General features: G+C 73.8%; 21 protein-coding genes. 5 read left to right on the top strand and 16 right to left on the bottom strand.

The genetic code is table 11. The annotated features are described in order from the left end of the window. The first annotated feature begins 236 nt into the window (after nucleotides 1–236). Nucleotides 237–899, top strand: a complete 663-nt coding sequence (locus ABH931_RS23770; protein ID WP_370116673.1) for an NADPH-dependent F420 reductase — start codon at nucleotides 237–239, stop codon at nucleotides 897–899. A gap of 86 nt (nucleotides 900–985) precedes the next feature. On the opposite strand, the gene ABH931_RS23765 is transcribed toward ABH931_RS23770, so the two are convergent. Both ABH931_RS23765 and ABH931_RS23760 read right to left on the bottom strand, forming a co-directional pair. Then, nucleotides 986–1,585 carry a barstar family protein gene (locus ABH931_RS23765; protein ID WP_370116670.1) on the bottom strand — a complete coding sequence of 200 codons (600 nt, stop codon included), beginning with the start codon at nucleotides 1,583–1,585 and terminating at the stop codon, nucleotides 986–988. A gap of 16 nt (nucleotides 1,586–1,601) precedes the next feature. Next, nucleotides 1,602–2,702: a PLP-dependent cysteine synthase family protein gene (locus ABH931_RS23760; RefSeq protein ID WP_370116667.1), complete on the bottom strand. Its 1,101-nt coding sequence runs from the start codon at nucleotides 2,700–2,702 to the stop codon at nucleotides 1,602–1,604. Nucleotides 2,703–2,980: 278 nt separating this feature from the next. On the opposite strand from ABH931_RS23760, the gene ABH931_RS23755 reads away from it, so the two are divergent. Beyond that, the gene (locus ABH931_RS23755; protein WP_370116664.1) at nucleotides 2,981–3,451 is read left to right on the top strand and encodes an ATP-binding protein; all 471 of its coding nucleotides are present in this window, start codon (nucleotides 2,981–2,983) and stop codon (nucleotides 3,449–3,451) included. Between the two features lie 150 nt (nucleotides 3,452–3,601). Here the strand turns inward: ABH931_RS23755 and ABH931_RS23750 are convergent, their stop codons facing one another. Both ABH931_RS23750 and ABH931_RS23745 read right to left on the bottom strand, forming a co-directional pair. Beyond that, on the bottom strand, nucleotides 3,602–3,910 hold the full coding sequence (locus ABH931_RS23750; RefSeq protein WP_370116661.1) for an SHOCT domain-containing protein: 309 nt from the start codon (nucleotides 3,908–3,910) through the stop codon (nucleotides 3,602–3,604). A gap of 116 nt (nucleotides 3,911–4,026) precedes the next feature. Next, nucleotides 4,027–5,244 carry an ROK family protein gene (locus tag ABH931_RS23745; RefSeq protein WP_370116658.1) on the bottom strand — a complete coding sequence of 406 codons (1,218 nt, stop codon included), beginning with the start codon at nucleotides 5,242–5,244 and terminating at the stop codon, nucleotides 4,027–4,029. 17 nt (nucleotides 5,245–5,261) lie between these two features. Between ABH931_RS23745 and ABH931_RS23740 the strand changes: the two genes are divergently transcribed. Next, on the top strand, nucleotides 5,262–6,473 hold the full coding sequence (locus ABH931_RS23740) for an MFS transporter (protein WP_370116655.1): 1,212 nt from the start codon (nucleotides 5,262–5,264) through the stop codon (nucleotides 6,471–6,473). A gap of 4 nt (nucleotides 6,474–6,477) precedes the next feature. Here the strand turns inward: ABH931_RS23740 and ABH931_RS23735 are convergent, their stop codons facing one another. From ABH931_RS23735 to ABH931_RS23705, 7 genes are all read right to left on the bottom strand, one after another. Beyond that, nucleotides 6,478–7,131 (bottom strand): hypothetical protein, encoded by a 654-nt coding sequence (locus ABH931_RS23735; protein WP_370116652.1) that lies wholly within the window; start codon nucleotides 7,129–7,131, stop codon nucleotides 6,478–6,480. 45 nt (nucleotides 7,132–7,176) lie between these two features. Beyond that, the gene (locus ABH931_RS23730; RefSeq protein WP_370116649.1) at nucleotides 7,177–7,914 is read right to left on the bottom strand and encodes a hypothetical protein; all 738 of its coding nucleotides are present in this window, start codon (nucleotides 7,912–7,914) and stop codon (nucleotides 7,177–7,179) included. A gap of 85 nt (nucleotides 7,915–7,999) precedes the next feature. Continuing rightward, nucleotides 8,000–8,782, bottom strand: a complete 783-nt coding sequence (locus ABH931_RS23725) for a DapH/DapD/GlmU-related protein (protein ID WP_370116646.1) — start codon at nucleotides 8,780–8,782, stop codon at nucleotides 8,000–8,002. Nucleotides 8,783–8,878: 96 nt separating this feature from the next. Continuing rightward, the gene (locus tag ABH931_RS23720) at nucleotides 8,879–9,658 is read right to left on the bottom strand and encodes an enoyl-CoA hydratase family protein (protein ID WP_370116643.1); all 780 of its coding nucleotides are present in this window, start codon (nucleotides 9,656–9,658) and stop codon (nucleotides 8,879–8,881) included. A gap of 112 nt (nucleotides 9,659–9,770) precedes the next feature. Continuing rightward, the gene (locus ABH931_RS23715; RefSeq protein ID WP_370116640.1) at nucleotides 9,771–10,718 is read right to left on the bottom strand and encodes a DUF389 domain-containing protein; all 948 of its coding nucleotides are present in this window, start codon (nucleotides 10,716–10,718) and stop codon (nucleotides 9,771–9,773) included. Between the two features lie 31 nt (nucleotides 10,719–10,749). Next, nucleotides 10,750–12,360 carry an ABC transporter permease gene (locus ABH931_RS23710; RefSeq protein WP_370116637.1) on the bottom strand — a complete coding sequence of 537 codons (1,611 nt, stop codon included), beginning with the start codon at nucleotides 12,358–12,360 and terminating at the stop codon, nucleotides 10,750–10,752. Continuing rightward, a complete protein-coding gene (locus tag ABH931_RS23705; protein WP_370116635.1) occupies nucleotides 12,357–13,274 on the bottom strand; it encodes an ATP-binding cassette domain-containing protein in 918 nt (305 codons plus the stop codon). The genes ABH931_RS23710 and ABH931_RS23705 overlap by 4 nt, the downstream gene beginning before the upstream one ends. Before the next feature lie 78 nt (nucleotides 13,275–13,352). On the opposite strand from ABH931_RS23705, the gene ABH931_RS23700 reads away from it, so the two are divergent. Next, nucleotides 13,353–13,886, top strand: a complete 534-nt coding sequence (locus tag ABH931_RS23700; RefSeq protein WP_370116632.1) for a GbsR/MarR family transcriptional regulator — start codon at nucleotides 13,353–13,355, stop codon at nucleotides 13,884–13,886. Here ABH931_RS23700 and ABH931_RS23695 read toward each other — a convergent pair. Together ABH931_RS23695 and ABH931_RS23690 are read right to left on the bottom strand one after the other, a co-directional pair. Then, nucleotides 13,847–14,512 carry a response regulator gene (locus ABH931_RS23695; protein WP_370116629.1) on the bottom strand — a complete coding sequence of 222 codons (666 nt, stop codon included), beginning with the start codon at nucleotides 14,510–14,512 and terminating at the stop codon, nucleotides 13,847–13,849. The genes ABH931_RS23700 and ABH931_RS23695 overlap by 40 nt on opposite strands. Nucleotides 14,513–14,524: 12 nt before the next feature. Next, a complete protein-coding gene (locus ABH931_RS23690) occupies nucleotides 14,525–15,730 on the bottom strand; it encodes a sensor histidine kinase (RefSeq protein ID WP_370116627.1) in 1,206 nt (401 codons plus the stop codon). A gap of 212 nt (nucleotides 15,731–15,942) precedes the next feature. Here ABH931_RS23690 and ABH931_RS23685 point away from each other — a divergent pair, with 212 nt between their 5' ends. After that, on the top strand, nucleotides 15,943–16,722 hold the full coding sequence (locus ABH931_RS23685) for an SDR family NAD(P)-dependent oxidoreductase (protein WP_370116624.1): 780 nt from the start codon (nucleotides 15,943–15,945) through the stop codon (nucleotides 16,720–16,722). Between the two features lie 29 nt (nucleotides 16,723–16,751). On the opposite strand, the gene ABH931_RS23680 is transcribed toward ABH931_RS23685, so the two are convergent. From ABH931_RS23680 to ABH931_RS23670, 3 genes are all read right to left on the bottom strand, one after another. Further along, nucleotides 16,752–18,005, bottom strand: a complete 1,254-nt coding sequence (locus ABH931_RS23680) for a geranylgeranyl reductase family protein (RefSeq protein ID WP_370116621.1) — start codon at nucleotides 18,003–18,005, stop codon at nucleotides 16,752–16,754. Beyond that, on the bottom strand, nucleotides 17,974–18,807 hold the full coding sequence (locus ABH931_RS23675; RefSeq protein WP_370116619.1) for a DUF4184 family protein: 834 nt from the start codon (nucleotides 18,805–18,807) through the stop codon (nucleotides 17,974–17,976). Before ABH931_RS23675 ends, ABH931_RS23680 begins: the two co-directional genes overlap by 32 nt. Before the next feature lie 401 nt (nucleotides 18,808–19,208). Then, the gene (locus ABH931_RS23670; protein ID WP_370116616.1) at nucleotides 19,209–20,231 is read right to left on the bottom strand and encodes an NUDIX domain-containing protein; all 1,023 of its coding nucleotides are present in this window, start codon (nucleotides 20,229–20,231) and stop codon (nucleotides 19,209–19,211) included. Nucleotides 20,232–20,355 lie beyond the last annotated feature (124 nt).

The following is a 20,355-nucleotide window of genomic DNA, read 5'->3' as shown; positions in this document are numbered from 1 at the left end:
TTCCGCCGCTCGGCGGGCTGCTGTTCAGCGGGCTGCTGTTCGGCGCCAAGGGCCCGCCGTACCACCTGCACTGGCTGGTCGTCAGCGCCGAGGCGCGCGCCGCCGGTGTCGGTCGGGCGGTCTACCGCCGAAAACCGTCGCGCGTACACGGAATGTCCCGCCTGTGAACCGGGTTGTCGCACGAGAGCGACTGTTGTCGCTTTCGGCACCACACGACCGACCCGGAAGGCTGTTCCATGAAGATCGGCATCATCGGCGCGGGCAACATCGGCGGCAACCTGGCCCGACGGCTGACCGCCGTGGGCCACGAGGTCGCGGTGGCCAACTCCCGTGGCCCCGAGACGCTCACCGAGCTGGCCAAGGAGACCGGGGCGACGCCCGTCACGGTCGCGGCGGCGGCACGCGGCGCCGAGCTGGTCATCGTGACGATCCCGCTGAAGAACGTCCCGAACCTGCCGCAGGGCCTCTTCGCCGAGGCCGCGCCGGGCTTCGCGGTGATCGACACGAACAACTACTACCCGCAGCAGCGCGACGGCCGGATCACCGCGATCGAGGACGAGGGCCTGACGGAGAGCGCCTGGGTGGCCCAGCAGCTCGGCCACACCGTCGTCAAGGCGTTCAACGGCACCTACGCCGCCGACATCGTCGAGCAGCCGCTCCCGTCGGGCAGCCCCGACCGGCTGGCCCTGCCCGTCGCGGGCGACGACGCGACGGCGAAGAAGCTGGTCCGAGACGTGATCGACCAGATCGGCTTCGACACCGTCGACTCCGGCACCCTGGCCGACTCCTGGCGCCAGCAGCCCGGCACGCCCGTCTACGGCCTGCGCGGCGACGTCGCCGCCGTCACGGCGGCGCTGGCCGCGGCCTCCCCGGAGCGCGCGCCCGACTTCCGGGGCTGAGCCCCGGCACGCCCGGCCCGTCACGCCCCGCAGGCGGGGAGTGCACGGCAGGCAGGGAGGGCATGGCAGCCGGGGAGGTCACGGCCTCAGCGCCGGCCCTCCCCGGCCTCCGGGTGACGCACGGAGTGCAGCCACTCCCGCGGGTTCCACTGGACGGGCTGGGCACCGACCGGCGCCGGCGCCAGATCCGGATCGTCACTGTGAACCAGGCAGAGCGTGCGCGGCCCTCCGAGCACCGAGGCCCGGCGGGCGTGGTCGGCGAGGATGTCCAGCACGACGTGCGCCTCGCGCGGACACGCGCGGACGAAGGCGTCGTAGTGCGTGAACACGAAGGCCACCCCGGCCGCGCCCGACGGCACGCCGTACTCCCCGCTCATGACGTCGCGCAGGCAGTCGTTGAGGGCGTCGAGGTTGCGGCCGTAGTAGTTCGGGAAGTCCAGCGCGGCGGCCACGTCGTCATGGAGGTCGTCCTCGGTCCGCCAGCCCGAGGCGTCGAGCCGGACCACGGCGAATCCGGCCCGGAGCAGGCGGTCCACGACACCCTCCAGGACCGGCGGATGCCAGTAGAGGGTGACGAAGCCGTCGCGGGCGAGCTCACGGTACACAGCGGTGGCCGATTCGGTGCCGGGGGACTCGGTGCCGGTCGACTCGGTGCCGGGGGACTCGGTGCCGGGGGACGCGTTCATGCCCCGATCCTGCCAGTCACTCCCCGGTCCACTCACCCGTCTCCAGGACCTTCTCCAGCACGACGAGGTAGGGGGCGATGTCCAGGCCCTGCTCGGCCAGCCAGGCGTCGGAGTAGTACTTGTCGAGGTACCGGTCACCGGGGTCGCAGATCAGCGTGACGACGCTGCCCCGCTCCCCGGCGGCCTTCATCTCGGCGACGATGCGCAGCGCGCTCCACAGGCCGGTACCCGTGGAGCCCCCCGGCTTGCGGCCCATCACCCGGGCCAGCATGCGCATGGCGGCGACGGTCGCCGCGTCGGGGACCTTCATCATCCGGTCGATCGCGCCCGGCACGAAGCTGGGCTCGACGCGCGGGCGGCCGATCCCCTCGATCCGGGAGCCGCACTCGCAGGTGGCGGAGGTGTCACCGCCGACCCAGCCGTCGAAGAAGGCGGAGTTCTCCGGGTCGGCGACGCAGACGCGGGTGTCGGCGCCGATGTAGTGCACGTAGCGGGCGAGCGTCGCCGAGGTGCCGCCGGTGCCGGCGGTGGCGACGATCCAGGTCGGCTCGGGGAAGCGCTCCTGCGCCATCTGGTGGTAGATCGACTCGGCGATGTTGTTGTTCCCGCGCCAGTCGGTGGCCCGCTCGGCGTAGGTGAACTGGTCCATGTAGTGGCCGCCGGACTCGGCGGCGAGCCGGGCCGAGACGTCGTAGATCGTCCGGGTGTCCTCGACGAGGTGACAGCTGCCGCCCTGGGCCTCGATCAGCGCGATCTTCTCGGCACTGGTGCTGCGCGGCATCACCGCGATGAACGGCACCCCGATCAGCGCGGAGAAGTACGCCTCCGAGACGGCGGTGGACCCGCTGGACGCCTCGACGACGGGCCTGCCGGGGCGGATCCAGCCGTTGCAGAGCGCGTGCAGGAAGAGCGACCGGGCGAGGCGGTGCTTGAGCGAGCCCGTGGGGTGGGTGGACTCGTCCTTGAGGTAGAGGTCGATCCCCCACTCCTCCGGGAGCGGGAAGCGCAGCAGGTGCGTGTCGGCGGAGCGGTTGGCGTCCGCCTTGACCTTGCGGACCGCCTCCTTGAGCCAGGCACGGTAGTCGGCGTCGCTGCGGTCCACGTCCAGGGTCTTCACGGCGTGCTGCTTTCGTCGTTCGGGCGGTCCTCGTTCCTCTTTCGCATCGTAACGTGGCCCACGTCACAACAAATGCTTGGATGATCCCGAACCTGGCTGCATGATCCGCGACTCACTGCGTCCGGGTGCTTACCCTGGGCTCGCATCCGGGGCAGGATGTCAGAAGTTGCGCTCCCGGGCGAACCGGGAAACGCTGGTCGTATCACGGAATGCTTCTCATTGCTCACTCTTCGAAGTCGACCGCAGCGAGCGGAAGATCGGAAGGAGTCGAAAGCGCGATGGAGGACATGGACCGGCGCTACGAGTTGCGCCTCACCGCCGAACCGAGCAGGTTCGCGGTGGTCCGCAGAATCGTGCAGGCGCACCTGCGGCACTGGCATCTCGCCGCCGTCACGGACCAGACCCTGCTGGGCATCACCGAACTGCTGGCCAACGTGCACCAGCACGTGGGCGCGACCGCGCCCTGCACGTTGCGCCTGCGCGCCGACGCGGACACGCTGACCGTGGAGGTCTGCGACAACTCCCCCGACCTGCCGCAGGCCCGCAGCCCCGAACCGCTGGACGCGGGCGGGCGCGGGCTGTCCCTGGTGGCGGCGGTCTGCAAGGAGTGGGGCGCGCAGCTGGGCGAGACGGGCAAGACCGTCTGGTTCACGGTGGCCACGGCGCCGGGCTCCGCCCTGCTGGAGACCGTGCCGGTCCCGGTGGAGGTGCCCGCGGGGGCCGTTCTGGAGCCAGTCCTGGCAGATTGATGCCGTTGCACTACTCAGGGGCGCGGGGAACTGCGCGACACGAGTCACTGACATGCGGATGGTCCTCATCGAGCAGGGCCATCCGCACGCCGGTGGCTTGTCGCGCAGTTCCCCGCGCCCCTGGCGGCTACGCCGGAGATGGTGCAACCACTACGCCGTGGTCTCGGTGCCGTTGAGGACGTCGAGGCGCTGGCGGTACTCGAACTCGTCGATCTCGCCGTTCGCGTAGCGCCGGTTGAGCGTCTCCAGCGGGGACGGCGCCGGCCCCTGCTGCTGCGGGCCGCCGCCCCACGCCGCCGCCGCGCGCGGCCCGAACGGGACGTCCCGCCGCCCACCGCGCGGGCCCCCGCGCCACAGCACGCGCCGCACGAACGTGAACGCGCCGATCCAGAAGAGCGGCACCAGCAGGATCCACGGGCCGGGTCCGCCGTGCCATCCGTCGGCCAGGAAGGTGTTCATCTCGCGCTCCTCAGGTGAGTTCCGGAACCGATCCGGTACTGAAGAGACTCCTCCGCGCGGACGCCCGCGGCGTCGCCTGCCGGGGGACACCTGCCCTGCTCCCCCGGGAGTACGGCTCAGCCCACCGCGCCGACCACCTGCGGGTCCGCGAGGACCGGCGCCCAGGCGAGTTCGGCCGCGCCGGCCAGCTCCGGCGCGGCCAGCTCCGCCGCGCGCAGCGGCACACAGCCGAAGCGGCCCCAGTGGGCCCGGGCGGCGACCGTCTCCGGCAACAGCTCCGGCGCGCCCGCCAGCAGCGCACTGTGGAAGGGGCCGAGGACGACCCGGTCGGGGTTGAGGATGTCGACGACGGCGGCGATGCCGTACCCGAGCCGGACGGCGACGTGGTCCACCGCGGCCTGCGCCGCGCGATCGCCCGCGCGGGCCGCGGCGAGGATCGCGTCGACCTCGGCCAGGGGGGACTGGGCCGGGAGCCCGTACGCCGTGAGGAGTGCGGGCGGCCCGGCCTCGACGTCCAGGCAGCCGCGCCGGCCGCAGCGGCACTGCAGGCCGTCCGGATCGACGGTCAACTGCCCGATTTCCAGGGCCAGTCCGGTGCTGCCGGTGTGCAGGCGGCCGTCGACGACCAGTGCGCCGCCGACGCCCTCGTGACCGGCGGTGACGTAGAGGAGGTCGCGCGCGCCGCGCCCCGCGCCGTGGCGGTGCTCGGCGAGCGCGGCGAGGTTGGCGTCGTTGGCGACGGCCGGGGCGACCCCTTCCGGGAGCACCAGTCCGGCGTCGCGCAGTGCCTCCTGCCACAGCTCGCCGATGGGGGTGCCGGTGGGCCAGCCGAGGCAGGCGGAGATGACGGCGAGCCGTTCGGGCTCGGTGACGGGGGTCGGCGCGGCGAGGCCCGCGCCGACGCAGCGACGGGAGCTCGCGGCGAGCAGCCGTACGGCCTCGTCGGCGATGGTGCGCAGCACGACGCGGGGGTCGGTGTCGCCCGGCCGCTGGACCAGCGGGAGGTCGAGGGGCCGACCGAGGCGGCCGCCGAGGCCCGCGAGGGCGAGGGTGAACCCGTCCGTGTGGAGCTGGGCCGCGAGGACGACGGGCCCCTGCGGGTCGATCTCCAGACGGTGCGAGGGCCGTCCGCGCCCGGCACCGACGGGGCGGGCGTCGACGGTGATCAGCCGCAGCGCCTCCAGCTCCCCGGTGATCGCACCGACGGTGGTGCGGGTGACGCCGAGTGCGCCGGTCAGCGCGGAGCGGGTGGGTGCGGCGCCGGTGTGGATCAGCTCAAGGGCGGGCCCGAGCGCGGCGCGGCCCCGGTCGGGGCTTGTCTGGGTCTGCGTCACCCTTCTATTATGATTTTGTGCCGCAGATAGACAAAATAGAGTCGGCTTCCACTCTCGATCCTGCCTCTTCCGTTCCCTCGACCCGTTGGCCCGCCGCCCGTACGGCGCTCACCGGGTTCTTCGCGCTCGACGGCTTCCTCTTCGCCGGGTGGGTCGTCCGCATCCCCGAGATCAAGGCCCAGGTGCACGCCTCCCCGGGGCTGCTCGGCCTCGCCCTGCTCTGCGTCTCGGCGGGCGCGGTCGCGGCGATGGGCCCGGTGGGGCGGCTCTGCGTCCGCTTCGGCAACCACGCGGTGACCGTCGCCGCCTGTGTGCTGCTGTGCGCGTCCGTCGCACTGCCGCCGCTGACGCACTCCGTGCTCGCGCTCGGGCTGGTGCTGCTGCTGTTCGGCGCCGGCTACGGGGCGATGAACGTCGGCATCAACAGCGCCGCGGTGGACTTCGTCCGCGCGGCCGGGCGGCCCGTCATGCCCTCCTTCCACGCCGCGTACAGCCTCGGCGGCCTCCTCGGCGCGACGCTGGGCGGGCTGCTGGCGACGGTGCTGACGCCCACCCAGCACCTGGGCCTGCTGGCGGTCGGCGGCCTCGCGGTCACCGCGTGGGCGGGCCGCGTCCTGCTCCGCCACGAGGTCGCCCACAACGACGCGCCGTCCTCCGAGACCCCGTCCGCAGCCGCGTCCGCCGCGGCGGGCGTCGCGCTGCTGGTGGTCCTGCTCGGCGTGGTGGCACTGTGCGACGCCTATGGCGAGGGCGCGATGGCCGACTGGGGCGCCCTGCACCTGCGCCAGGACCTGCACGCCTCCTCCGCCGTCGCGGCGGCGGGCTTCGCGGTCTACTCGCTCACCATGACGGTCGGCCGCCTCAGCGGCACCCGCCTGGTGGAACGCTTCGGCCCCACCAAGCTCCTGGTCGCGGGCGCGTCGATCGCGTCCGTCGGCATGGTGGCGGCGGCCGTCAGCCCCTCGCTGCCGCTGGCCCTCGCGGGCTTCCTCCTGGTCGGCCTGGGGCTCGCCAACATCTTTCCCCTCGCCATCGACCGCGCCGGCGCGCTGCGCGGCCCGCGCGGCGTGGCCACGGCGTCGACGCTGGGCTTCGGCGGCATGGTGGCGGGCCCGCCCGTCATCGGCTTCCTCGCCCAAGGGCTCGGCCTGCCCCTGGCCCTGCTCTCGGTCGCCCTCCTCATCGCCCTGGCGGGCGTGGCGGCCCTGGTGGTGCGGGCGAAGGCCTGACGCCTCACTCCTCGGTGAACAACTTCTCGCCATAGGGCGTGAGGTCCCATCCACCCAGGATGTTCTCGTCGATCCGAGCGGCCAGGACGACCGCCGGCCCGGCTGCCGGGTCGGCGGCGAGGTGGAAGGTCACGACGGGCGCCTGCCGGTCGGTGGTCACGTAGGTGAGGGTCTTGGGACGGTCCGGCTCCGCGGGACCGTGGACGACCGAGGGGTCGCCGAAGCGCGCCACCACCTCCGGAAAGGTGCGGTCCTCCCGCATCCAGTCCCGAAGAGCGCCCACCAGATCCGCGTGCTCCGCCGGAGCCAGCGTCCGGTCCACGCGCAACCAGCCCCGGCGATGGGCGTCCTCGGCGTACTGGGCCACGACCACGTGGAGCTCCGGATCGGGGAACGCCTGCCGCAGCAGACCGGCCGTCGACATCCGGGCCAGTGTGTCCGGCAGCCAGACCGCTCCGTCCGGGCTCGGCGGCTCGCTCGCCGCGAGGCGGTCGAGCAGCCTGGCCACGGCCTCGAGTCCGCCGTACTCGTCGGGCCGACGCAACGCCAGGTTCAGCCCGTCCAGCCAGGCCTGGCGCTCACCGGGCGCCGGCCAGGCGGGGATCACCGCAGGGGAGCTCACCTTGGGTACGGCCAGGGTCGAGGCGTCGAGCACCATACGGCGAGTCTCACCCGGCGGCCGGACCCGCGACAAGGCCTCCGCTCACACGCTCGCCGCCGACGCGCTGCCCGTGAGGGCCGAGTTCGCCTTGGTGACCGCCTGGTCGAAGTAGGACTTCGCGGTCTGCGGGGAGTCGCCCGCGACTTCGAGGTAGAGGTAGACCATGGCGACGGTCGGGCTCAGGCGGTTCACCGCCAGGTAGCCGTTGACCGGGACGCCGTCGACCGTGCCGGTCATGCGCTTGGCCGTGGTGCCCGGCGCACCCATGTCGAAGTCGGAGAGCTTGAACGGCACTTGTGTCGTGCCCGTCGGGAAGTCCAGTTCCTGGCAGCCGCGCAGGGCGTTCACGACGGACGGGTAGTTCCGGTCCAGCACCGACTGGGGACGCGCGGAGAGGAACTCGCCCACGAACGGGCCGGTCTGGCCGCCCTGGAGGATGACCTGGGCGTCCGGGCCCTGGGCCGGGTTCGGGGAGCTGGAGGGCGCGGAGTTCATCAGGTTCGTCAACGTGCTGCAGCCCGTCGGGGCCGTGGTGTCGGTCGGCGAGGAGCTGTCGCCGGGCTGCGCCGTGTAGTCCGGGCCCAGGTCCGAGGCCGCGAGCAGCGCGCTCTGCAGCTGGTCGGCGGTGGGCACGTCGGACGAGCCCGACGCCGAGGAGGCCGCCGCCACCGGCGCGCCGATCGCGTTGCCGGTCGCGCTGGAGCCGCAACCGCTCAGGGCTGTCGCGAGGGAGAGGGACGCGGCTGCCGCCGCGAGCGGGACACGCATCTGGATACGCATGGAGGCCTCCTCGGAGAGGTCCGGCGTGCAGGCGAATCCATCCCACTGTGCCATCCGGGTGCCCGGTGCGCCCGTCGAGCGCGCGCTACGACACCGGGTCCGCGTCCGGGTCCACGGCGACGGAGTCCGCCACCTCGGGCGGGAGGTGGAGGTCCCAGCCGATGAGGGCCAGCAGCTCCTCGTGGGTGACTCCCTCCGGGATGGCGCGCGGCGGCGTCGTGCGGATCGGCGGCTGCCAGCCCTCGGCCTGCGTCCAGCGGCGGACGGGCTTGGCCGGGGCGCCGGCGACCACGGTGTTGTCCGGGACGTGGCCGCGCACGACCGCGTTGGCCGCGACGACGACGTTGCGGCCGATGTCCGCGCCCGGGAGGATCACCGCGCCCGTGCCGATCCAGCTGCCCGCGCCGATCCGGACCGGCTCGTTGCGCGGCCACTGCTTGCCGATGGGCAGGTGCGGGTCGTCGTAGGAGTGGTTCTGGTCGGAGATGTAGACGCTGGGCCCGGTCCAGACGTTGTCCTCGATGAGGATCGACTGGTGCCCGACGATGTTGCTGTCGCGGCCGATGACGCAGCCGTCGCCGATGCGCAGGATCGGCTCGTCGCCGAGCCGGAGGCCCGGCGCGAAGCCGGCCGACATCGAGACCCGCTCGCCGATGATGCAGTAGCAGCCGATCGCGATCGCGTGCTCGTTGAAGATCGTCCCCTGCGGGAAGGCCAGCTTCGTGCAGGGGCCGAGCGCGGCGAAGCGCAGCGGACCGGGCTGCTCGGCGCTGATCGCACCGGTCTCCCGGACCCAGCCCCAGCCCCGGTGGACCAGGCGGGAGGCCAGGCCGCGACCGCGGCGGCGTATCTTCTCGGCGAACGGCATGCGCCTACGTTAACCGGTCGGTAACCGCTGGATCGACGACGGCTGCGTCACACCCGAAGGGGTCACTCCGCAGCCCTTCTACTCAGCGGCCCAGGCCTACTCAGCGGCCCAGGCCGGCGGGCGGCGCTCCAGGAAGGAGAGCATGCCCTCGCGGGCCTCCTCCGAGCCGAACAGCAGCGCGGACTGCGCCACCATCGACTCGCCGTCGCGCTCGAAGACCCGCAGCACGTCGGCCGTCACCAGCCGCTTGGTCTCCGCGAGCCCCTGCGGGCTGGCCTTGCGGAACGCGCCCAGGATCGCGGCCAGGGCCTCCTGCTGGGCGTCGGCGTCCGCGCAGGCCTGCGAGATCAGGCCGATCCGCTGCGCCTCGGCGGCGTCGAAGACCGAGCCGGTCAGGTACCACTGCGAGGCGCCGCGCGGGTCCAGGCGCGGCAGCAGCGGCAGCGAGATGACGGCCGGCGCGAGGCCGAGCCGCACCTCGGTGAAGGCGAAGGTGGACTTGGGGCCCGCCAGCACGATGTCGCAGGCGCCCAGCAGCCCGAGCCCGCCCGCACGGACATGGCCGTCGACGTGGGCGACGACGGGCTTCGGGGACTCCAGCACGCCGCGCATCGCGGTCACCAGGCGGCGCGGGTTGGCGGTCGGGTCGCCGCCGGTGGCCTCGGACAGGTCCGCGCCGGAACAGAAGGTGCCGCCGGTGTGGGTGAGCACGACGGCGCGGACGGAGGCGTCCTTGGCGGCCTCGGCCAACCCCTGCTCCAGCTCCGCGACCAGGCGGGAGGAGAGGGCGTTGCGGTTGGCGGGCGAGTCGAGCGTCAGCGTCGCGATGCCGCGGTCGACGGCGTAGCGGACCAGCGGCTCTGCGTCGGAGGTCATCGGTGCGAGTCCTTCCCGGTTACGGCGGCCGGCCACGACTCTGTGACGGCGCAGGGTCAGCCTATGCAGCACACGACCGCGCTGACAGTGCCTGATGATCGTGACGCGCGCCTCACCCGCGCAGGCGCGCCAGTTCACGCCCCCGCACCCGGGACCAGAGCAGGCGTTGCGCGAGCAGCGTGCAGGTGCCCGCGACGACGATGCCGGCCAGGTTGATCGCCAGCTGCTGGAAGGAACCCCAGGCCTGCTCGTAGGCGGAGTACGTGGCCGCGAGCGCGATGTTGCCGGCCGCCGGCACCGTGGTGACCGAGATCGCGACGCCGATCAGCGTCGCGGACTTGGCGGAGGTGAGCGAGAGCATCCCGGCGATCCCGGCCAGGCAGGCGACGACCAGGGACATCCGGTCCGGCTGCCAGATGAAGGAGGTCTGCGGGCGCGGACCCTCGAACTGGGTGCGGCTGAACAGGCCGCGCTGCTCCAGCACCCAGCTGAACAGCACGGTGAGCGCGATCGCCACCACGAAGCCGAGCACCAGCGTGACCGTCGACCGCCACGCCTCGGGCCGCTGACGCCGCACCAGGGCGACGCAGAGCCCGGCCAGCGGGCCGAACTCGGGCCCGACCACCATCGCGCCCACGATCAGGATCGCGTTGTCGAGCATCACACCGCAGGCGGCCAGCATGGTGGCCACGGTGAGGAAGGCGACGTAGGTGGCGCTGAGCGTCGACTCCTCCTGCGTCAGCTCGCTGACGGCCTCCCAGACCACCGCGTCCGCGGCCTCCCCGGGCGCCTGCTCCATCGCCCGGGTCGCCGCCTCGGACTGGGTGAACCCGGCATCGCGCAGCACGATCGCGCCCGCGTGCGGCAGCCCCAGCTCCCGCAGGGCGGCGACGAGTTCGTCCGCGGACTCCCTGGCCACGTCGCACTCGACGAGGGTGCCCTCGGGGCGCACCGCGGCGCCCTCCAGGACGACGACGTGGGTGACCCCGAGGGCGGCGTCCAGGACCTCCCGTACCTGGGTGAGCAGGGCTTTCGGCACGATCAGGCGAAGATGCATCACCCTGGTGAGCGTAGGTGCAGACCGGGACGAATCAGCCGATGTCGCGGCGCCGCAGGCCCGCGAGTCCCGCTCCGGCCAGCAGCGCCGAGAGCAGCGTCAGCCAGAGCAGCGGCGCGGCGTGGAAGGTCGCCCCGGGGAGCTTGGGGATGTGCGTGAACGGCGTGAGGTCCAGCAGCCACTGACCGGCGTTCAGCGCCGGGCCCAGGTAGGCGATGAAGAGCAGCGCGCCGAGCACGCCCCAGGCGGCGCCGGTCCACTGCGGCCGCAGCCCGAACAGGGCCACCGTGACCGCCGCGAAGACCCACACCGCCGGAAGCTGCACCAGCCCGGCGACCACCATCCTGCCGGTCCAGCCCGGCACGTCCCCGAGGACCGCGCCCGCGCCGAGACCGGCCGTCAGGCCGCCCGCGAGCAGCAGCGCGGCGGAGCCGAGCAGCGGGTGGAGCAGATGGCCGCCCGCCCAGGCCAGCCGGCGGACACCGCTCGCGAGCACCGGCTCGGCGCGTCCCGAGGTCTCCTCGCCACGCAGCCGCAGCACGGCCTGGACGGCGTAGACGGCGGCCACCATGGCCAGCAGGTTCATCGCGGTCGCCAGGTAGGCGTCGGTCACCTGGGCCGTGCCGCCCATCCGCTGCACGATCTGCTCGACACCGGCGCTGCTGGAGACGAGTTGGTCGACGCCCTTGCTGATGCCGCCGAGGAGCGCGCCGCCGAGGGCGAGGCCGACGGTCCAGCCGATCAGACTGCCGCGCTGGAGCCGCCAGGCCAGTCCCGCCGCGCTGCGCAGCGAGGACGCGGCGGCCGGCGGTCCGGGACGCTGCGGCAGCAGCCCGCCGCCGAGGTCGCGGCGCCCGGCGAGCCCGTAACCGAGCGCGGCCTGGGCCGCGCCCGCAAGGAGCAGCAGGGCCACCAGCCACCAGGCGTTGTCGTCGTAGGGGCGGACGCGTTCGGCCCAGCCCAGCGGCGAGAGCCAGAGCAGCCACCCTGGGCCGCCGCTGCCCGCCGCGTCGCCCACGGCGCGCAGCAGGAAGGCGAGGCCGAGGACGGCACCGCCGATCCCGTTGGCCGCGCGGCCGGTGCCGGTCAGCTGCACGGCGACGGCGGCGACGCCCGCGAAGCACGCGCCGCAGCCGAACAGCGCCGCGCCGAAGGCGAGCGAGCCGTTCAGTTGCTCGCCGCTCCCCGCGAGGAAGGCGGCCGTGATCGCACCGACGACCGCCGAGGCCGTGAGCGCGGCTCCGATCCCGGCGGCGAGCGGCGCACCGCGTCCGACGGCCCCGGTGCCCAGCAGCTCCAGCCGCCCGGACTCCTCCTCGGCCCGGGTGTGCCGGGTGACCAGCAGGACCGAGAGCAGCCCGAGCATCAGCCCGCCGAGGCCGAGGATGCGCCAGGCCGTCAGGGCGCCGATGCTGCCGGTGTCGTACACCGCCCCGTACAGGGCGCGCAGGGAGCCGTTGTCGTTGATGCCGGCAGCGAGCTGCTCGCGCGAGGACGCGGTGGGGTAGAGCTTGCGGAAGGAGACGGCGGTGCCGATGACCGAGGCGAGCAGCGCGTAGACCCAGCAGGCGAGCATGGTCCGGTCGCGGCGCAGCGCGAAGCGCAGCAGCGGGCCCGTCCCGGTGATCGAGGCGGCGGCGTTCACGAGGTCACCCCGGCCGGCTCCGTCGCTGACTCCGGCTCGTAGTGGCGCAGGAACAGCTCCTCCAGCGTCGGCGGACGGCTGGTCAGGGATCGGACGCCGGCGGCGGTCAGGGCGCGCAGGAGGGCGTCGAGGTGGTCGGTGTCGACCTGGCAGCGCAGTGTCGTGCCGCGCAGTTCGACGTCGTGCAGGCCCGGCAGCGTGTCCAGCCCGGTGGGCGGCGCGGCGAGTTCGGCGATGACCGAGGTGCGGGTGAGGTGGCGCAGCTCGGCGAGGGTGCCGGTCTCGACGGTGCGCCCGGCGCGGATGATGCTGACGCGGTCGCAGAGCGCCTCGACCTCGGAGAGGATGTGGCTGCTCAGCAGGACGGTCCGGCCGCGCTCGCGTTCCTCGGCGACGCAGCCGCGGAAGACCTCCTCCATGAGCGGGTCGAGCCCGGAGGTGGGCTCGTCCAGGATCAGCAGCTCCGCGTCCGAGCAGAACGCCGCCACCAGGGCGACCTTCTGCCGGTTGCCCTTGGAGTAGGTCTGGCCCTTCTTGGTCGGGTCGAGTTCGAAGCGCTCCAGCAGCTCGGCCCGGCGCCCGCGGTCGGTGCCGTTGCCCCGCAGGCGACCCAGCAGGTCGATGACCTCCCCGCCGGTCAGCCCGCGCCACAGCGTCACGTCACCGGGCACGTAGGCGAGGCGCCGGTGCAGCGCGACCGAGTCGCGCCAGGGGTCGCCGCCCAGCAGGGCGACCCGGCCCGCGTCGGCCCGGATCAGGCCGAGCAGGACGCGGATGGCGGTGGACTTGCCCGCGCCGTTCGGGCCGAGAAAGCCGTGCACCTCGCCCTGCACGACGCTGAGGTCCAGCCCGTCCAGGGCGCGGGTCCGGCCGAAGGTCTTCACCAGTGCGGACACGTCGATGGCCGTCGTCATGGGGACGACGCTACACTTGTTTCATGAATTCGTGAACATTGAGAAACTCCTGACATGACGCGACGGTAGGGTGATCGAGTGACCACCGATCCGGACGAACTCCACGCCTACATCGAACGGTTCGCGGGCGTGCTGACCGACACCGGGTTCCCGCGCATGCCCGCGCGCGTCTTCGTCGCGCTGATGACCGCCGGGAGCGGCCGTCTCACCGCCGCCGAACTTGCCGAGACGCTGCAGATCAGCCCCGCCGCCGTCTCCGGCGCGGTGCGCTACCTGACCCAGCTGCACCTGGTCGGCCGCGAGCGCGACTCCGGCTCGCGGCGGGACAAGTACCGGGTCTTCGACGAGGTCTGGCGCGAGGCCATGCTCAACCGCGACTTCGTGCTGAGCCGCTGGCAGAGCGCGCTGACCGAGGGCATCCACCTGCTCGGCGAGGACTCCCCCGCCAGCGCCCGGCTCGGCGAATCGCTGCACTTCTTCACCTTCCTGCGCCGTGAGATGCCCGCCCTGCTGGAGCGCTACAACCGCGAGCGCGCGGAGGCCCTCGCCTTGGAGGGCGCCCTGGAGGGCGCTCAGCCCAGCCAGCCCGGCCGGACCAGCCCGGACTCGTAGGCCAGCACCACCAGCTGCGCCCGGTCGCGCGCGCCCAGCTTCACCATCGTGCGGCTGACGTGCGTCTTCGCCGTCAGCGGGCTGACCACCAGCCGGCCGGCGATCTCCTCGTTGGTCAGGCCCAGGCCCACCAGCGCCAGCACCTCCCGCTCGCGGTCCGTCAGCCGCGCGAGCGAGGCGGGCTGCTCGGGCTCCTTCGAGCGCGCGGCGAACTCCGCGATCAGTCGGCGCGTCACCCCTGGCGACAACAGCCCGTCCCCCGCGTGCGCGGCCCGCACCGCGCGCACCAGCTCGGCCGGCTCGGTGTCCTTGACCAGGAACCCGGCCGCGCCCGACCGCAGCGCCTCGAAGACGTACTCGTCCAGCTCGAAGGTGGTCAGCACGACGACCTTGGTGTCGGCCAGCGCCGGATCGGAGCAGATCCGCCGGGTGGCGGCGAGACCGTCCAGCTCGGGCATGCGGATGTCCATCAGCACCACGTCCGGCACCAGCTCGCGGGCGCGCGCCACCGCCGCGACGCCGTCGTCGGCCTCGGCGACGACGGTGATGTCCGCCTGTGCGTCGAGCAGGGCGCGGAAGCCCGCGCGCACCAACTGCTGGTCGTCGGCGAGCAGAACCCGGATCACGTCGTCAGCCTCCTAGGCATCCTGTGCCTGCAACGGTAGTTGGGCGTGGACGCGGAACCCACCCGACGCCGTGGGCCCCGCCTCGACGGAGCCGCCGAGCGCGCTCGCCCGCTCCCGCATCCCCACCAGCCCGGCACCGCTGCCGCCCGCACGGGCACCGCCCGTGGTGGAGGCCGGGCCCGGATCCTGGAGGGTGAGCAGCAGCCGGCCCTCGGTGCGGAAGTCGAGGATGACCTCCGTACTGCGGGCCGAGGAGTGGCGCAGCACGTTCGTCAGCCCCTCCTGCACGATCCTGAAGGCGGCCAGGCCCACGCCCGACGGCAGCGGGCGCTCCCTCCCCTCGCGGCGGACGGTGACGGTCAGCCCCGCGGCGGCTGCCTGAAGCACCAGCTCGTCCAGCCGGCCCAGGTCCGGCGCGGGGCTGCGCGGCGCGGCGGACGGTCCCGGCCCCCGCCACCGCCCCGGTCCCGGCCCCGGGCCCGGGCCGGTGGACGCCGTCGGGGACCGCAACGAGCCGAGGACCTGGCGGACCTCGCCGAGGGCCTGCTTGCTGGTGTCCTTGATGGTCCGCAGCGCCGTCCGCGCCTGCTCGGGATCGTCGTCGATCAGCTCCAGGGCCACCCCCGCCTGCACGTTGATCAGCGAGATGCTGTGCGCGAGCACGTCGTGCAGCTCCCTGGCGATGGCGAGCCGCTGCTCGTCCGCGACGCGCGCCTCCCGTTCCTCACGGGCCAGCCGCCACTGCCGTCGCTGCTCGACCCGCGTCCGCATCAGCTCCGCGGCCGCCACAACCACCAGCAGCCAGGCCAGCAGCCCCAGCTCGACGGGCCAGCTCAGCGCGTGCGTGAAGGAGTTGGCCAGGACGTGCGCGACGTACAGGGTCCCCAGGCTGATCCACGCCGCGCGCCGCCGTCCGGCCATCACGGCCGTCACGTACCCGATGACGACGCTGAGCACGATCGGCCCGTACGGGTAGCGCAGCAACAGGTACGCCCCGGCGACGGCCGCCGTCCCGGCGCACACCTGCACCGGCCACTGCCGCCTGACCAGCAGCAGCGCGGGCCCGGCCAGCAGCAGCACCGTCGCCAGCGCGTCGAGCGGCCGCGTGGTCCCGCCCGTGTGGTGGCGCGCGACCGCGTGCGTGCCGACGACCTGGACGAACGCGACCAGGACCGGCAGCAGGAACAGCGGACGCGAGCGGCGCCTGCGGAATCTCATACGGGAACGGTATGCCGGTTGATCGTCCGTCCGCGTCCCCTCGGCGCGGTGGGGTCACCTACTCCCCCGGGAGTAGCCCCGAGCAGTGGCCGATCAGTGGCCAGGTCAGTGGCCGGTCAGTGGCCGGTCAGCGCGCGGTCAGCGTTCCCCCGGAACGTAGGGCTCATCGCCGGACGACACGCGGCCGGCGGAAAACGGGAGGACCGCGAGAGATGAACACCCAGAGCACCCAGCAGCCCCTGGCGCACAAGACGGCCCTGGTCACCGGCGGCTCCCGCGGCATCGGCCGCGCCATCGCCCTGCGCCTGGCCGCGGACGGCGCGCACGTGGCCGTCCACTACGGCTCGGACGAGGCGGCGGCGAAGGAGACGGTCGCCCGGATCGAGGCCGCGGGTGGCAGCGCGTACACGGTCCAGGCGTCGTTCGGGACGGAGGGCGCGGTGGACCGGCTCTTCGACCAGCTGGACACGGACGAGGGACTGGACATCCTGGTCAACAACGCCGGGATCGGCTCCGCGCACGGCATCGCCGAGGTCACGGAGGCGGAGCTCAACCGCCTGCTCGCGGTGAACGTGACCACCCCGCTGCTGGTCGTCCAGCGCGCGCTGCCGCTGCTGCGGGACGGCGGCCGGATCGTCAACATCGGCTCGGTGGCGAGCCGGATGGCGGTCCCGCTCCAGATCGGCTACACGGCCAGCAAGGCCGCGCTCGAGTCGCTCGCTCCCACCCTGGCCCTCGAACTCGGCGCCCGGGGCGTCACCGTCAACACGGTCGCCCCCGGCGTGATCCGCACCGACATGACGGCGCACTTCCTCGCCGTCCCCGAGCTCGCGGCGGGCATCGAGTCCGTCGCCTGCCTGCGCCGCATCGGCGAGGTCGCCGACGTCGCGGACATCGTCGGCTTCCTCGCGAGCGACCAGGCCCGCTGGATCACCGGCCAAACCCTCGACGCCTCCGGCGGCACCTGGCTCGGCCCGATCCAGGCGCCGTAGGCGCCTTCAGGGGCGCCAGGCTCTGGGGGTTACCGACGTGTGAGAAATGCGATGGTCTGGCGGGCGAGGCCGTATTCGCGGGAGAGGCGGGCGAAGGTCGTGTGCCCCTGGGTGACGCGGGCGAAAGCCCGCCACGCCGGGCGGAAGGTGAGGACCGCCGCATGGAACGCGGCCGGGCGGCGTTCGAACGCGGAAAGCATCTTGCGGCCGACCCGCATCTCCTCCCCCAGCCCCGCACGGATGTCGAACGTGTAGCCCAGCGCCTCCCGGCGGACGCCCGCCTCGCCGGCCGCCGAGGCCATCCGCGCCGCCCACTTGCCGGCCAGTCGGCCGGACCGCAGCGCGTACGAGATGCCCTCACGCGTCCACGGCTCCAGCAGGCCCGCCGCGTCGCCCGCGACCAGCACACGGCCGCGGAACAGCGGCGACTCCTCCGCGCGGCAGCGCGTGAGGTGGCCGGACTCGACACTCGGCTCGAAGCCGGCCAGCCCCAGGCGCTGGACGAAGTCCTTGAGATAGGCGCGCGTCTCCGTGCCCTTGCCGCGGGCCGAGATGACGCCGACCGTCAGGCTCTCGCCCTTCGGGAAGACCCACCCGTAGGAGCCCGGCAGCGGCCCCCAGTCGAGCAGGACCCGGCCGCGCCAGGTCTCCGCGACGGCGGGCGGGACCGGGATCTCGGCCTCCAGGCCCAGATCCACCTGGTCGAAGACGACGCCGACGTGCGCGCCGACGCGTCCCGCGCTGCCGTCCGCGCCCACCACGGCCCGCGCCCGTACGACGCGGCCGTCCTGCAGCGCGACCAGCGCCAGGCCGCCCTCGGCCTCCTCCGGCTGGGTCACGCCGGTGACGGTGACGCCGGTGACCAGCGTCGCGCCCGCCTTCTCGGCGGCCTGCACCAGACCGTGGTCGAACTCGTCACGGTTGACCAGGCCGAAGAGCATCCGCTTCGAGCGGCGTGTGCGCTCGTACCGGCCCTCGAGGGTGAAGGTGATGGCGTGGACACGGTCCTTGAGCGGCAGCGTGAAGCCGGGCGGGAGCGAGTCGCGCGAGGGGCCGATGATGCCGCCGCCGCAGGTCTTGTAACGGGGCGGAGCCGCCTTGTCGAGCATCAGCACGCGCGTCGCCCCGGCGTCCGCCGCTGCGTAGGCCGCCGACGCTCCGGCCGGGCCCGCGCCCACGACGACGACGTCCCAGACGCCGCCGAGCTCGTCCTCGAGCGCGGCCGGCTGCGCATCCGACCGGATTTCGATGTCATCTGCGCCAGGGCGCGGGTTCTCGCTCACGATCGGTCATATTACTGGCGCGTCCCCCTCGCAGCGCGGACAGCGCCCACCCGGCCGCGCCCAGCGCGGCGCCCGCGCCGCCGCCGAAGGTGACGGCGCCGACGAGGTCGTTCCCGCTCATCCGCCGACCGGCGTGTCGCGCCCGGTCCCGCCACAGCCGGTGGACCGCACCGAGCACGGTCGCTCCCGCGACAACGGCATGCCCCCGCGCTCTCGCCACCTGCGGCGGCGTCGCCGCAGGTGGCGCGGCGGCGAGCGACCGGTGGGCGGCCACGCCCAGGACGGCCAGGCCTGCGGCCGAGGTCGTCCACTGCAACGCCTGGTAGACAGGCATCCGTCCCCCGATCCGGTGCCCGAGCGCGGGCCAGTGGCGTTCACCCCAACGACCGTGGTGCGTGAACGCGTCCCACCCCACATGGGTGAACGCCCCGATCGCCGCTGACGCCACGAACCACGCGGCGTCGGCGGCCCCGAGGTCATCCGGCTTCCGCGCGGGGGCGGTCATCGCGTCGACCTTGCCGGCGAGGGGCGGCGGCAGCAGCGCCACGACGGGCTCGCGCAGCACCCCGTACCAGGCCCCGGCGAGCGCGACGGCGAGGGCGACGTCGAGCGTCGGGACCGCCCAGCCACGGTGGGTGAGCCGTCCGAGGCCGTAGGTGCCGGGAAGCGGACTGTCGAGAAAGAACGGCAGATCCGGCGCGAGGGACCCGGCCACCAGGCCGGTCGCGATCAGCGGGCCCCGCCCGCGCCCGTCACGCAGCAGCGGCAGCACGGCAGCGGGGTGACTGAAGGTGAACGGCACGCGTTCCATCCTGACATGTCGGCTGGGTCGCTCATGGGCGCAGTCGCCCTGTCCAGGGGCGCGGGGCTCTGGGTATATGCGCCTCCCCCCAGCCTCCGGCCGGGAGGTGCCCTGCGTGGTCGCGAGCAACCACCGGCGTGCGTATGGCCCTGCACGCCCCGGACCATCCGCACGTGGGTGGCTTGTCGCGCCCCGCAGGGGGCACCTCCCGGCCGAAGGCTGGGGGAGGAGCCGCAGGTCAGCAGGGCCTCGCGCCCCTGGGTGAGGCAACCACAGGCGGTAGCACGGGTGACCCGCTCGGGCCCAGGCAGGGGGCACCTCCGGCCGAAGGCTGGGGGAGGAGCCGTGGATCGGCACCACCCCGCGCCCCTGGGTGGTCCAGCTGGCTGCGGGAGCGAAGGTCAGCGCCGCTTGCCCGCCTCCAGGTAGGCGACAGCGCCCGAGCGGCGCGCGGCGAGGGCCGCGCGGAGGCGGGAGGCCTTGGGCGGGGCGAGGTGGGTGTCGAAGTCCGCCGGGGCGACGAAGCGCCAGGCGCGCAGTTCCGCGGCGGGCAGGGTGAGCGCGGCCCGGGCCGCGGGGGTGAGGACGCCGGCGTCGAAGACGAGGCGGAGGCCGCCGCTGCGGGGGCCCCGCTTGGGTTCCCAGTCGACGACGAGGAGCGTGAGCTCGTCCGCGCGGAGGGTGATGCCGAGTTCCTCCGCCGCCTCGCGCACCGCCGCCGCCGAGGGCGACTCGCCGGTCTCGACGACGCCGCCCGGGAACTCCCAGCCCGGCTTGTAGACCGGGTCGACCAGGAGGACCCGGTCCGCCTCGTCGAAGAACAGGACCGCCGCGGCGACGGTGTCGCCGTTGGCCACCGGGTCCTGGACGATGGGGACGCGGGCCGTCCCCGCCCGGACCACCGCGAGGACCCGCTCGGCCGCCTGGCGTGGCGTCAGCTCCGCCGTGTCGAGGACGGCCGCGTCCTCGCGCAGCCACGGGAGGGCGCCCGCGTAGACGTCGAGGTGGGCCAGGCGCCAGGCGCGGGCGGCGCGTTCGACGTCGTCCGTCTCGATGCGCCTGCGCAGAACCGTTTCCTCAGCGTGCAGCACGACATGGTGGACATCGATGCGCCTCGACGCGAGCGTGCCGAATATCTCGTCGCGGTAGTCCTGGCGGTGCAGCGCCATCGGGACGAGCAGCGGCGCGCCCTCGCCGAGCTCCGCGCGGAGCGCGGTGAGGGCGTCGGGGACGAGGCGGCGCCAGGTCACCAGGTCCTGGAAGTCGGTGAGCCCGGCCAGCGCCTCGGCGGGGAGCAGCCGGTCACGGAGCAGGTCGCCGATGGACTCGGGGTCGAAGATGTGGGACCCGGGAAGCAGCCGCTGGAGCTCGCGCACGGTCGTGGTCTTACCCGCGCCGAACGCGCCGTTGAGCCAGACGATCACATGTCCCCCACCGGATTCGCAGCTGGACGGGCCGCTTGATCGTACGACGAACCCCGCGTCCCGGGGTGGGGCGCGGGGTCCGGTGGTGCGGTGGGGTGAGGGGGGTCAGCCCTTGCGGGCGTTG

This window comes from Streptacidiphilus sp. MAP12-33 (genome assembly GCF_041261265.1).
Taxonomy (GTDB): Bacteria; Actinomycetota; Actinomycetes; order Streptomycetales; family Streptomycetaceae; genus Streptacidiphilus.
Note: the sequence above shows the minus strand (reverse complement) of the source record. Positions and strands in the feature narration are given on the sequence as shown.